Consider the following 12,621-nt stretch of genomic DNA (forward strand, 5'->3'; position numbering starts at 1 on the left):
GGAGGTGGAACGGATGCATATCGATCGCACGCTCAAGCACCACGGCGGAAACCGCACGCGCGCGGCCGCCGAACTCGGCATCTCTCGCGCCACGCTGATCGCCAAGATCAAGCGGTACGCGATCCCGCATTGATGGCCACCACGCAGCCTCGTCCCACCCTGCGCGAGCGGGATGCGATGCTCTGCCGCGCCTGCGGCCGCGAGGAACGCGCCTCCGAGGGTTACCCCTGCGAGTCGTGCGGCACCTTCGTCTGCCTGGTCTGCACCATTCGCGGAGTGACGATGTGTCGCGAGTGCGTGGCAAAGGCCAACGCGAAGGCGAAGGACTCGTGAACGCACTGCTGGCGACAGCCGCCGTGGTGCCGGTGCTCGCGACGCACTCGCTCGCCGCGGAACAGGTGACCCAGCTCGTCCTCGGTGAGGGTGCGGAAGTGCTCGACCATCACGGCGCGATGCTGCGCATCCGCACCATCCTCGACGATTACGCGGGATGGGTGCACGAGGGCTACGTCCGTCGCCTGCATCTCGGCGACGTCGAGGCATGGCTCTCCACGGCGGCATGGTCAGAGGGGGCACTGCTCCGCGACAGCACCGGGATGGCGATCCGGGCGCCGCACCGCGCTCGGCTGCTGCTGGAGGGGAGCTCGCGGGCCCGGCTCCCGGACGGTGACGTGGCCGAGATTCTCGGTGGCTCGGTGCGCCCCTACGGTGACGTGATTCTGGCGAGCCTCGCGCAGGCTCCGTCGACATGGGCGTGGCGCGAGTTTGCTGGCGCACCATACCTCTGGGGCGGCGTCACGGCTTCGGGGATCGATTGTTCCGGCCTGGTGCAGACCACTTTTCTCGCGCGCGGCGTGCCACTCCCGCGTGACGCCCGGCTCCAGGTCGACATGGGACAGCGGATCGAGCTCGCCGATCGCCGCGCCGACGACCTGCTCTTCTTTCGAGGCGCCGACAGCGACGGCATCACGCACGTGGCCATTCAGGCGGGCGAGGACGCCATTGTGCACAGCACGGTGGCGACGGGTCGAGTCACTCGCGAACCGTGCACCGAGGGGAGTCGCGCGGCGCCGCTCCTGGAACGGCTCGTCGCCGTGCGTCGACTGACCTGATGCGCCGCCTGGTTCTCTTCGACATCGATGGCACCTTGCTGCTGAGTGCCTCGGCCGGTCGGCACGCGATCCAGGCCGCCTTCGCCGAGGAATTCGCCGACCTCTCCTTTTTCGAGTCGGTCCGCTTCGACGGCAAGACCGATCCGCAGATTGTCGGTGAGCTCTATGCGGCCGCCGGCGCGCCGGAGCGGGCCACGCCCGAGCGCACGATCGAAATCCTCGATCGCTACCTGGGCCATCTGGAACGAGAGGTGTCACAGCGTGCCGATCGGGTGCAGGCCCTTCCAGGGATCGTTCCGCTGCTCGATGCCCTGGCCGAGCGTCCCGCGGTTGTTGTCGGACTGCTGACGGGCAACATCGTGCGGGGCGCCGCGCTCAAGCTCGGCGCGGCGGGGCTGGCGCTCGAACGCTTCACGCTCGGCGCCTACGGCTCCGACAGCGGGCACCGCCCTGACCTGCCGCCGATCGCCGCCCAACGGGCCGTCGCACACTTCGGCCGGGTCCCGTCCGGCGCCGAGGTGGTGATCCTCGGGGACACGCCGGCGGACGTCACCTGTGGCAATTCGATCGGCGCCCGAGCCATCGGCGTCGCGACCGGCGCGTATTCGCGCGAGGAGTTGCTCGCGGCCGGGGCCTACGCGGCGTTCGACACCCTGGCCGACACCGAGGCCGTGTTGCAGGCGATCTTCTGACCCCGCCCCTCTCGGCTGACCTCGGTCGACTGGCGCCGCCCGCCGCGGCGGCCCCCTTCGATGCGGTGCGATTGGCGCTGCTCGATCGGCTGGTGACCGTCGCTGCGGCCGGGCGCCTCGACCATGCTGCGTGGGAAGCGGCGTTCGCCGAGGCGGCCGCGGCCCTCCGCGATCAGGTGATGGCGCAGGCGGTGGAACTGGTCGAAGGAGCCGCGCGAGAGGCACGACTCCCAGGCGGGCAGCTGCGGGCGCAGTTGCCCGACGCGGAGCGTGGGGAAGCGCTCCTGAATCGGCTGCTGGCGTGCGCCATGCCGCTTGAGCGGCTCGCGAGCGAGGGCGGCGACCTGCTGAGCCGTCGTGCCCGCGGCGCGGCTCTGGAGGCCGCCTGGGAGGCTGCCGTGACGGTTGCGGGGAGTGCGCTCCGCAGCTGGCAGCAGCGAGCGGCCGCGATTGCCGCATGGCGCCGGCCACTCGCCCCCGTGGTGGCGTCGGTCGGCGGGCTCGCGATAGTGTTGACCGTCGCGTCCGCGTGGTTGGGCGGCCAACTCACCCCACCGGAGTGGTTCAGGCCAGTTCATGCCGCCTTCTGGAGTCTGCCGTGGCCGTGATCGGGCTCGGCCTCGACGTGGTGGAGTTGCCCCGGGCCCGGGCGCTGCTCGCGAGGCATGGCGAACGCATTCTGGCGCGCACCTTGACCACTGAGGAGCGTCGGTACCTCGACAGCCTCGGTGACCCCGCGCCCGCCTTCGCCGCGCGCCTGGCAGCCAAGGAGGCGGTCTACAAGGCCCTGCAGGTCCTCCCGGGCGCGCGCGCGGTGGGCTGGCGGGAAATCGGCGTCCGCCGCCTCCCCGATGGACGGCCCGAGGCCGTCCTGACCGGGCGCGCCGCCGACCTGATCGCCCCGCACCAGGTCACGGTGCATCTCTCCCTGAGTCATAGCCGCGACGTCGCGGCGGCGGTCGCGATCCTCGAAGGATGATCGATCGTCGATGATCGATCATCGATCATCGATGGTTGTCCCTTCCCATTCCGACTGCCGCACTCTACTTTCTTGCGTCTCCTTCAAAGCGTTTGAGAATGAATCTCATCTATGCGGTCCTTCTGCTGGCTTCTCCGACGGCTCCGTCCACCGACTCTGCGGTCGTGGCGCGGCGCGTGGCGGCGTCGGCGCAGCTCGCGGCCCAGGAGTACCGGATCGGGGTCGTGGCCGGCAAGATCGTGGCGGCGGCAGAGGTCGAGGAGGCTCGGCTCTTCCTGAACGAAGCAATTCGTTCCGCGAAGCTCCTCCCCATCATCGCGGCCGGGCCGACGGTCGCGGGGCTCGAGCGGGCGCTGGGCCTCGTCGAGCGGACCGGCGCGCCGGACTCGGTCGACCTCGCGGTGCGGAATCTGACCGACGCCCTCGCCAGCTCGCTCCGGGTGGTGCTCGTCGAGATGCCCGAGCGGACCCCCTCGTTGGCCCGCGGCCGGGAGCTGTTCCAGCGCGAGTGTTCGGCGTGCCATGGTGAGTTGGGCAAGGGCGACGGCGCCGCGGGCCGGGCGCTCAAGCCGCCACCACCGAGTCTCGCTGACCCGGTGGGGCTGATGGCGGCCACGCCGCTCGGCTACTACCAGCGCATCACCATGGGCGTCAACGGTACCGCGATGCCCGCCTTCGAGAGCCGGCTTCCGCTTGAGGATCGCTGGGCACTCGCCGTCTACGCGTCGACCCTCCGTCAGGCCGTGCCGACCGGTGTTGTGCCCGAAGGGATGCAGACCTTTTCCGCCGTGGCGAAGCTGAGCGACGCCGAGATTCTCGCGGCGCTCGGTGCCGGCGCCACGCGTGGGGAGCTGGCCGCCGTTCGCGCGTTCCAGGCGACCGACGACGAGACTGCGGTAATCGCCGGGGTCTTCACGACGGTGCGCGGCAAGGTCTCGGAGTCCACCACCCTCGCGGGCCAGGGTCGTCACACCGACGCGGTGGCCGCGGCGTTCGACGCCTACCTCGCCTTCGAGAAGGTCGAGCGCGCGGTGCGCAGTCGCGAGCCCGCGCTCGCCACCAAGCTCGAGACGTCGTTCGCGACGCTCCGCGCCCGCGCCGGCGGCGGCGCCACCGCGGCGGAGCTGGCCGGACTCGCCGGCACGCTGGCGGCCGAACTCGAGCAGGCCGAACGCATCGTGAGCGACCAGGTCTCGTCGACCAACCTCTTCGTGCAGTCGCTGATGATCATGCTGCGCGAAGGCCTCGAGGCGATCCTGATCATCGGTGCGCTGATGGCCTTCCTCTCGCGCGTCGGGGCGGGGCACCGTCGCCGCGACATCCACATCGGCGTCGGCGCCGCGGTGGCCCTCTCGTTGCTCACGGCCGTGCTGCTGGAGACGGTGTTCGCGCTCTCGCCGAGCAACCAGGAGACGATGGAAGGGTTCACGATGGTCGCCGCGGTCGGCGTGCTCTTCTACGTGAGCTACTGGTTGTTGTCGAAGATGGAAGTGCAGAAGTGGAATGCGTTCGTCAAGGACAAGATGCAGGAGGCGGTCTCGGGTGGTTCCGTCTTCGCCCTTGCCTCGGCGGCGTTCCTGGCGGTCTATCGCGAGGGCTTCGAGACGGTGCTCTTCTACAAGGCACTCTTCCTCTCCGGCGGGAGCGGCTCGTTTGCGCCGGTGGTGCTGGGCATCGGTGTCGGCAGCGTCGTGCTGGCGATCGTGTACGTCGCGATCAATCGGTACGGCGTGCGGCTCCCGCTGAAGCCCTTCTTCGCCGTGACGTCGGCATTCCTCTACTACACCGCGTTCGTCTTTGCCGGCAAGGCGGTCGCCGAGTTGCAGGCCGGCAACACGCTCCCGACGACGATGCTGATCGGTTGGCCACGGGTGCCTGCGCTCGGCATCTACCCGACCGTCGAATCGATGCTGGCGCAGGGCGTGCTGGCGCTGCTCGCGGTGATCGCGCTCGGCTGGGTCTTCCTGGTGCAGCGCCCGCGCGATGCCGTACGTGACGCCGCGCTCGCCGACGCACCGGCCGCACCGCAGCCCGATCCGATGCGGGGCTCGGTGGCGGATGGGCCTGGCGTCGAGAAGGCCGTGTTGCGATCGCTGGAGCGGATGGAAGGGGATCTGGCGGCGATTCGCGGGGAAGTGGAGCGGTTGAAGCAGACGGTGGTGGAATCGGCGGTGGAGAAGTCGTAGCTGCAGGTCGTGAGTGAGTCGTTAGTCGTTAAGTGATCTGCGTAGGGCGCTACGTGCTTGGCCCCGGCTCTCTAACGACTCATGACTAACGACTAACGACCCCAAACAGAATCGCCCGGCCAACTCGGCCGGGCAATTCTGTTTGGGAGGTCCTAGAGCGCCCCCTGAGTTTACGAAGACGAACAGATGTGTTCGCTTCACCCTTCTTCGCCCTAGGACTTTCTCGGTGCGGCGTCAGTTCCAACGCCATCGTGGAGACACGTTACGCATTCTCGGGAAAGCTGTCAATAGCGCGGAAATCACGTCTTTTGCGCTCCCTTTTCGAGCCAAATTCCGGGTGAAATTGTCCCCTTTCCGCTCAACGTCGCGATGAGCGCGCTGCCACTGAGGATCAACACGATCGAGGTCAATTGCGCGATGGTGAAGACGCCGAGGAAGCGATCGTCCTTGGCGCGAACAATCTCGACGATGAAGCGCTCGAAGCCCGCGAAGACGAGATACGCCCCGAAGAGCCATCCGGTCCCGCGCGGCGACAACCGCCACCGCCAGAGCAGCGCGAAGGCGATCAGCATCAGCGTCACCTCGTAGAGCTGCGTCGGGTGGACGGCGAGGATCGCGTCCGGCGCGGTGCCTGCGGGGAGCGTGACGCCGAATTGCGCCGCGAGGGTCGAGGCACGGGTGGCCGGCTCGCCATCGGGGAACGCCACGGCCCAGGGGAGGGAGGTCGGCCGGCCGTAGTCGTCGCCCACGACGTAGCAGCCGACGCGGCCGACGGCGTAGCCCGCCGCCAACGCCGGGGCGACCAGGTGCATCGTCCAGCGGATGGGCACCTTGCGCCACCATCCCATGAAGATCACGCCCAGCGTGCCGCCGACGAAGCCGCCGTACCAGACCAGGCCGCCGCGCGAGAAGAGCGCGTCCGCGCCGAACAGTGCCACGTACCAGAGCTTGGCTCCGATGATCCCGCCGATCACGGCGCCCATGACGATGTCGCCGGCATAGTCGGCCTTGAAGCCCTGTCGCCGTCCCTCCTGGTCCGCGACCCACGCGGCGGTCAGGAAGGCGAGCATCATCATCAGCCCGAAGCCGGTGATTTCGAACGGACCCCTGCCGAAGAGTGGACCGACAGAAAACTTGAGCGGGTAGGCGTTGGTCATGGTGTGGCTCCGACCGGGGGGATGAGTCCCGGGAGGGGGAAGGTGTCGCGTGCCTCGAGGTCGTAGAGGTGCCGTTCGCCGGCGACCAGGCGCCAGGCACCGGCCGCCCCGATCATCGCGGCGTTGTCGGTGTTGAGTCGCGGCGAGGCGACCGAGACGTGCGCGATGCCCTCGGTCGCCCGGCGCAGGGCGTCGGCCAGGGTGCGGTTGCAGGCCACACCGCCGCCGAGCACGATCAACTCGCGGCCGAATTCCTTGGCGGCCGCGACGGTCTTGCTCACCATCACCTCGATTGCGGCGTCCTGGAAGCCGCGCGCGATGTGCGCGCGATCGGCCTCGAGGTCGGGGCTCTGTTGCACGGCGCGCAGGACGGCCGTCTTGAGGCCGCTGAAGGAGAACGCAAAGCGATCGGCGTGGGCGACGCCCTTGAGGAGCGGGCGGGGGAAGCGGAAGCGGGTCGGGTCGCCCGTGGCCGCCAGTTTTTCGATCGCGGCACCCGCCGGATAGTCCAGTCCGAGGAGGGCGCCCACCTTGTCGAACGCCTCGCCGGCCGCGTCGTCGCGCGTCTCGCCGATCTGGTGATACTCGCCCCAGGCGGGCACATCGAGCAGCAGGGTGTGCCCGCCACTGACGAGGAGCGCCGTGAAGGGCGGTGCGGCCATCGGGTCCTCGAGCGTCGGCGCAAAGAGATGGCCCTCGAGGTGATGCACGCCGACGAGCGGGAGCCGCTCGTGCCAGGCGACCGTCTTGGCCCAGGTGACGCCGACCAGCAAGGCACCGAGGAGTCCTGGCCCCGACGTGACGGCGATGCCGTCGATCTCCTGCAGGGTGATCCCGGCCTCGGCGAGCGCCTGCTCCACGACCGGTGCCAGCATGGCGAGATGGGCCCGTGAGGCAAGCTCGGGCACGACGCCGCCGAAGATGCGGTGCACGTCCTGGGAGAGGATCGCCAGCCCCGCCAACGTGGTCACGCCGCCCTCGCGCTGCACCACGGCGGCGGAGGTTTCGTCACAGGAGGTCTCCAGCGCCAGGACGCGCATGCTACTCGCCGTCGTCGAGGAGGGCCTCGATCCGTGCGCGATTCTCCGCGGACATCCACTCCTCCGCCCCGAGCGCGACCCACTTCACGCGGCCATCCCGACCGATGAGGACGCTGTGCGGCAACCCGATCGCTTGAAAGATCTCCTGACTCCGGTTGCTGCGGTCCTGCAGCAGGTCGAAGGTGAGACCGAGTTCGGTCGCAAACGCGCGGACCGGTGCGGCATCCCCCTCGTCGAGCGAGACCGCCGCCACCCGGAAGCCTCGGGCCTCATAGGTGTGATACGCCGCCTGCATCGACGGCATCTCCTTGCGGCAGGGGCCGCACCAGGTGGCCCAAAGATTCACCAGCACGACCTGGCCCGCATAGGCGGTGCGCAACCCGATCGAGTCGCCGTCGAGGAGTCGTTCGACGCGGAAGTCGGGCGCGCGGTCCCCGACATGGGCGCCCTCGGGCGGCGTGGCATAGCGGGTCAGGGCCCACGCGCCGAGCCCGAGACCGCCGGCGACCAGCAGGACGGCGGCCCACGTCGAGGTCGGTGATCGACTCACTCCGAGCCGCTCGACGGTTCGCTGAGCAGCTGCTCGATGATCTTCCGATTGCCCGGCGAGGCCCACGGATGGGAGCCGTAGACGATCCGGACGAATCGCCCATCGCGGCCGATCAGATAACTCTGCGGCACCTTGGGCGACTGGTACAATTCCTGGATCGCGCCCTTCGGATCGTGCAGCACGTCGAAGGTCACGTGAAATTCGTTCATGAACTTGACGACATCCGCGGCCGCGCCCTGGTCGACCGAGACCGCCGCAATCCGGAGTCCCTTCGGGGCGAGCGCACGGTAGAGCGAGTCGAGCGCCGGGATTTCCTCGCGACACGGACCACACCACGTCGCCCAGATGTTCACCAGCGTCACCTTGCCGCGATACTCGTGCTGCAACGACACGGGCTTGCTGGTCGCCAGGTTCGTCACCGTGAAGTCGGGCGCGACGGCACCGACTTCAATGCGGGGCGGGGCGTTGCGCACCATGAGGGTCGCGCCGATGCCGATGGCGGCCACCACGCCGATGACCACGAACCATTGCCGGTTCATCACCCCTCCGTGCCGGCGGCGGCCCGGTGCAGTGCCCGCACGGCCTCCGCAATGTCGGGTTGCCCGAAGACGGCGGTGCCGGCGACGAAGGTGTCGGCGCCCGCGACGACGGCGGCGCGGATCGTCTTGACGGTGATCCCGCCGTCGACCTCGAGCACCACGTCCTGCCGCCCATGACGATCGAGAAGCTCGCGCACGCGCCGGATCTTGGCCGTGGACGCGGGGAGATAGCCCTGGCCGCCGAAGCCGGGATTCACCGACATGATCAGCACGAGGTCGAGGTCGTCGATGACTTCCTCGAGCCATGACACCGGGGTCGACGGATTCAGCACCAGCCCCGCCTTCATCCCGCGCTCCCGCGCCGCGGCCAGGTGACGCTGCACATGCACCGTCGACTCCGGGTGGAAGGCAAAGACCGCCGCGCCGAGCTCGGCGTACTCGGCGAGGTACTGCTCCGGCCGCTCGACCATCAGGTGCACGTCGATCGGCAACGCGCTGATCTTCCGCAGCGCGCGAATCATCGGAGCGCCAAACGTCAGGTTGGGCACGAAGTGCCCGTCCATCACGTCGACGTGCAACCAGGCGGCGCCGCCAGCCTCGGCCTGTTCGACCTGCTCGCGCAGGCGGCCCAGGTCGCAGCTCAGGACGCTCGGGGCAATCTGAATGTTCACTCCATCGCTCCACTCACGGACAGCGCAATCGGCTGTCCCTTGGTGACCAGTGTCCCGGCCGCCGGTGATTGGTCAACCACCGTGCCGGGTGCTCCCTCGAACCGCTGCGTCAGGGTGCCGACCGTCAAACCGACGGCGGCGAGCCGATCGCGTGCCCCGTCCAGTGTCAGCCCCACGAGACTTGGCACCGGGATGATCGGGACACCCCGGCTCACGCTCAGCGTCACCGGCTGGCCGAGTCGTGCAGCAGCGCCACTTCCCGGGATGGTGCGTACGACAGTGCCCCCATCGGCGCTGCTCGGGACCGTGTCCAGCGCGCCAACCGTCAAGCCGGCCGCGCGGAGTACGGTGCTCGCGAGGGGGACGTCGAACCCCTCGAGATCCGGGACGGCGATCGGCGGCGGACCACTGCTCAGCGCCACTCGAACCAGTGCCCCCTGCGGCAGGATGGTCCCCGGGGCGGGCGATTGCCACGCCACGCTGCCACTCGGCGCCTCGCCGTCCGACACTGTGTCGACCACCCGGCCGCGCAGCGACTGCGCCGTCAATCGGGCCATGGCCTCGGTCTGGTCGAGTCCCCGCAACGCTGGCACTTCCTCACGCTCCGGCACCAGCCGCGCAGGATACAACACGCAGGTCGACCAGTATCCCGCCACCGCGGCCACGAAGAGGATCAGGCCGAGACCGATCGTGGGGCGCCGTCGCCAGCCGTCGTTCATGCCGTGCGCACCATCCTCGCGGCGAAGGCGCCGTCCATGCCGTGGCGCTGCGGCAGGAGCAGCAGGTCGCCAGCCGGGGTGAGCAGGTCGGCCGCAAATCCCGGTGGCGGCTGGCGCTGGAACTGGGGGTGCCGTTCCAGGAAGGCCTCGATCTGCAGTTCGTCCTCTTCAGGCTCGAGCGAACAGGTAGCGTAAGTTAGCACCCCGCCCGGAGCCACTCGATCGGCCGCGGCGTCCAGCAACTGCCGCTGTTCGGCGGCCAGCCGCTCCAGCGCCCCTTCCCGCACGCGGAGCCGCGCATCCGGGTGTCTGGCGAAGGTGCCGGTCCCCAGACACGGGGCGTCCAGCAGATACGCCATGACGGGACGGATCGGCGGGTGCAGCGCGTCCGCCATGATCACGTGTTCGTGCCCCAGCCCGGCGCGGAGGAGGTTTTCGCGGAGTCGCGGGACCCGGCGCCGGCCGAGATCGGCGGCGATCACCCGCGCCGCGTGCCGCGTGAGCCCGAGGGTCTTCCCGCCGGGGGCGGCACAGGCGTCGAAGATCACCGCTCCTTCGCCGAAGGCGCAGAAGCGGACCACCAGCGCCTGGGCCGGGTCCTGCACGAAGAAATCTCCTTCCACATACCCGGGAAGCTGGGTCGGCCGCGTCTCGTCCACGACGAGACCCGCTTCGAAGGGCGCCGGAAAGGAGGCGATTCCCGCGGCGGCAAAGAGCCGGGCCAGGTCGCCCTGCGTCACCCGCGCCGCCTGCACGACCAGCGGCGGGTGACTGTTGTTCCACTCCAGCAGCCCTTCGGTGTCGTCCACGCCGAACCGCGCAATCCATCGCGCCACCAGCCAGGCTGGATGCGACCACGCTTCGGAGAGTCGTGTGACGTCGTCGCGAATCGGGTCGGCGGTGACCTCGCGGCCGACCGCCGCGACCTTGCGCAGAATCGCGTTGACGAAGCCGCGGAGTCGTTCGCCCGCGACTTCCCCCGCGAGATCCACCGAGGTGGCGACCGCCGCGTGCGGGGGGACCCGATCGAGGTGGCGCAGCTGGTAGGCGCCGAGCCGCAGCACTTCGAGGCTGGGGCCGTCAACCGAGTTGAGGCCACGCTTGATGAAGGTCGCAAGCAGGGCGTCGAGTGAGGCGGCCTGGCGGAGCACGCCGGCGGCGAGCTCGTGGGCGAGACGGCGATCGACTTCGGGCAGCGTGCCGAGGCCGCGCGTGAGGGCGGTGTCGAATGGCACGCCGCGCCGCACCGCGGCGAGGATGCCGAGTGCAGCGCGACGAGGAGCGAGGCCGCGGTCGGTCAGTCGAGCATCCCGGTCGTCGGCGACGATGGAATGGCGACTTCACGGCGGGGCATCCGGCCCGAGAGATACGCCGCGCGGCCGGCGTCGACCGCGAGCCGCATCGCGTGCGACATGCCGACCGGATCGGTGGCCTCGGCGAGGGCGGTGTTCATCAGGATGCCATCGACGCCCTGTTCCATGACGAGGCACGCATCGGAGGCCGTGCCGACGCCGGCATCGACGATGATCGGCACCGAGAGCCGCGACTTGATCGTCCGGATGAAATAGGGGTTGAGCAGGCCGAGTCCCGAGCCGATCGGCGAGGCGAGCGGCATCACGGCGACGGCGCCCGCCTCTTCGAGGCGCAACGCGGTGATCAGGTCGTCGTTGGTGTAGGCGAGGACCTTGAAGCCTTCCTTCGCGAGCACCTTGGTGGCCTCGAGCAGTCCGGTGGTGTCGGGCAACAGCGTGGCCTGATCGCCGATCACCTCGAGCTTCACGAAGTCATTGAAGCCGGCCTCGCGTCCGAGGCGCGCGTACCGGATGGCCTCGTCGGCGCTGTAGCAGCCGGCCGTGTTCGACAGGAGGAAGAAGCGCTCGGGGGAGAGGTGATGCAGGATCCCCTCTTCGGCATTGCGATCGAGATTCACGCGACGCACGGCCACGGTGACCACCTCGGCCCCCGACGCGGTGATGGCGTCAATCATCTCCTGATTGGTGCGGTACTTCCCGGTGCCCACCATGAGGCGGGACCGAAAGGTGACGCCGGCAATCTCCAGCATTCAACCACCTCCGACGAAATGAACGATCTCCACCACGTCCCCGTCCGTGAGCGGCGTGCTCGCGAGCGCGGGGCGGCGGATGATGACGCGATTGTGTTCGACCACCACCGCACGCTGGTCCAGCCCGAGTTCCGCGAGGAGTTCCTCGACGGTCCTGGACTTCACGATGTCGCGGCGGTCGCCGTTGATCACCAGCTGCATGCGTACTCCGAGATCAGTATTCGGATGATGGATGATGGATGATGGATGATGCTCAAGTGCATCGACTCATCCCGGTCTGTACGCACCGCCATCCATCATCCATCATCCATCATCCCTGCCACCAGCTCCAACGCCGCCTCATAGCTATCGCCCGCATCCCACACCGCCGCGATTGCTGCCACGCCCCACGCGCCGGCGTCGCGGGCCTCACGGCTCCGTGCGCTGGTGACGCCGCCGATGGCATAGACCGGACAGCCGAGCTGCGCGGTGGCCTCGATCAGTCCGAGGCCGGCGCCGGGTCGGCCGGGGTGCGTCGCACTTTCCCAGATGGTGCCGACGACCAGGGCGTCAAAACCTTCCGCGGCGGCCGCTTCCGCCTCGGCCAGCGAATGGACCGATCGCAGATGAAGGTAGTCCGGTCCGCCGGTGATCCGTCGCAGGTCCGCCAGGGGGATATCGCCGTGCCGGGCGATCACGCCGTGGGCGCCGCTCGCGCGGGCGATGTCGGCCCGGCCCGTGACGAAGACGCTGGCCATTGGTGGCGCGGCGAGGGCGACAAATCGGGCAGCCAGCGCGGTGAGGGCATCGCCCGAGCCGCCGGGCAGTCTCGCGACAAGGGCAACCGTCGGCCCGACGGCCGCGATCGCGGCTGCCCGGATGCCCAGATCATCCCGGGCCGCGATGCGCTCGTCGGCCATGGCCAGGAGGCGCGG

At 69.3% G+C, this 12,621-nt stretch carries 15 protein-coding genes and 1 pseudogene; 7 read left to right on the plus strand and 9 right to left on the minus strand.

What is annotated here, in order from left to right:
* Positions 1–13: 13 nt before the first annotated feature.
* From IPP98_12285 to IPP98_12315, 7 genes are all read left to right on the plus strand, one after another.
* On the plus strand, positions 14–133 hold the full coding sequence (locus IPP98_12285) for a hypothetical protein (protein ID MBL0179887.1): 120 nt from the start codon (positions 14–16) through the stop codon (positions 131–133).
* Entirely contained in the window at positions 133–333 is a 201-nt protein-coding gene (locus IPP98_12290) for a hypothetical protein (GenBank protein ID MBL0179888.1), read from the plus strand. The genes IPP98_12285 and IPP98_12290 overlap by 1 nt, the downstream gene beginning before the upstream one ends.
* Positions 330–1,112 carry a C40 family peptidase gene (locus IPP98_12295; GenBank protein ID MBL0179889.1) on the plus strand — a complete coding sequence of 261 codons (783 nt, stop codon included), beginning with the start codon at positions 330–332 and terminating at the stop codon, positions 1,110–1,112. Before IPP98_12290 ends, IPP98_12295 begins: the two co-directional genes overlap by 4 nt.
* The gene (locus tag IPP98_12300) at positions 1,112–1,804 is read left to right on the plus strand and encodes a haloacid dehalogenase-like hydrolase (GenBank protein ID MBL0179890.1); all 693 of its coding nucleotides are present in this window, start codon (positions 1,112–1,114) and stop codon (positions 1,802–1,804) included. Before IPP98_12295 ends, IPP98_12300 begins: the two co-directional genes overlap by 1 nt.
* A 65-nt stretch (positions 1,805–1,869) precedes the next feature.
* A complete protein-coding gene (locus IPP98_12305) occupies positions 1,870–2,412 on the plus strand; it encodes a hypothetical protein (protein ID MBL0179891.1) in 543 nt (180 codons plus the stop codon).
* The gene (gene acpS, locus IPP98_12310) at positions 2,403–2,783 is read left to right on the plus strand and encodes a holo-ACP synthase (GenBank protein MBL0179892.1); all 381 of its coding nucleotides are present in this window, start codon (positions 2,403–2,405) and stop codon (positions 2,781–2,783) included. The genes IPP98_12305 and acpS overlap by 10 nt, the downstream gene beginning before the upstream one ends.
* Before the next feature lie 98 nt (positions 2,784–2,881).
* Complete coding sequence (locus IPP98_12315) at positions 2,882–4,969, plus strand: FTR1 family protein (protein ID MBL0179893.1); 2,088 nt, start codon at positions 2,882–2,884, stop codon at positions 4,967–4,969.
* Positions 4,970–5,268: 299 nt separating this feature from the next.
* On the opposite strand, the gene IPP98_12320 is transcribed toward IPP98_12315, so the two are convergent.
* From IPP98_12320 to IPP98_12360, 9 genes and pseudogenes are all read right to left on the minus strand, one after another.
* A complete protein-coding gene (locus tag IPP98_12320; GenBank protein ID MBL0179894.1) occupies positions 5,269–6,126 on the minus strand; it encodes a prolipoprotein diacylglyceryl transferase in 858 nt (285 codons plus the stop codon).
* Positions 6,123–7,166 (minus strand): tRNA (adenosine(37)-N6)-threonylcarbamoyltransferase complex transferase subunit TsaD, encoded by a 1,044-nt coding sequence (gene tsaD, locus IPP98_12325; protein ID MBL0179895.1) that lies wholly within the window; start codon positions 7,164–7,166, stop codon positions 6,123–6,125. The genes IPP98_12320 and tsaD overlap by 4 nt, the downstream gene beginning before the upstream one ends.
* 1 nt (position 7,167) lies before the next feature.
* Positions 7,168–7,716: a TlpA family protein disulfide reductase gene (locus tag IPP98_12330; GenBank protein MBL0179896.1), complete on the minus strand. Its 549-nt coding sequence runs from the start codon at positions 7,714–7,716 to the stop codon at positions 7,168–7,170.
* On the minus strand, positions 7,713–8,255 hold the full coding sequence (locus tag IPP98_12335; GenBank protein MBL0179897.1) for a TlpA family protein disulfide reductase: 543 nt from the start codon (positions 8,253–8,255) through the stop codon (positions 7,713–7,715). The genes IPP98_12330 and IPP98_12335 overlap by 4 nt, the downstream gene beginning before the upstream one ends.
* Positions 8,255–8,926 carry a ribulose-phosphate 3-epimerase gene (gene rpe, locus IPP98_12340; protein ID MBL0179898.1) on the minus strand — a complete coding sequence of 224 codons (672 nt, stop codon included), beginning with the start codon at positions 8,924–8,926 and terminating at the stop codon, positions 8,255–8,257. Before rpe ends, IPP98_12335 begins: the two co-directional genes overlap by 1 nt.
* Entirely contained in the window at positions 8,923–9,645 is a 723-nt protein-coding gene (locus tag IPP98_12345; GenBank protein ID MBL0179899.1) for a PASTA domain-containing protein, read from the minus strand. Before IPP98_12345 ends, rpe begins: the two co-directional genes overlap by 4 nt.
* Positions 9,642–10,880: a hypothetical protein gene (locus tag IPP98_12350; protein MBL0179900.1), complete on the minus strand. Its 1,239-nt coding sequence runs from the start codon at positions 10,878–10,880 to the stop codon at positions 9,642–9,644. The genes IPP98_12345 and IPP98_12350 overlap by 4 nt, the downstream gene beginning before the upstream one ends.
* Positions 10,881–10,942: 62 nt before the next feature.
* Positions 10,943–11,908, minus strand: a pseudogene (gene thiS / locus IPP98_12355) (sulfur carrier protein ThiS).
* 95 nt (positions 11,909–12,003) lie between these two features.
* The gene (locus IPP98_12360) at positions 12,004–12,606 is read right to left on the minus strand and encodes a thiamine phosphate synthase (protein ID MBL0179901.1); all 603 of its coding nucleotides are present in this window, start codon (positions 12,604–12,606) and stop codon (positions 12,004–12,006) included.
* Positions 12,607–12,621 lie beyond the last annotated feature (15 nt).

The sequence above is a fragment of the Gemmatimonadota bacterium genome (assembly GCA_016720805.1).
Classification (GTDB): domain Bacteria; phylum Gemmatimonadota; class Gemmatimonadetes; order Gemmatimonadales; family GWC2-71-9; genus Palsa-1233.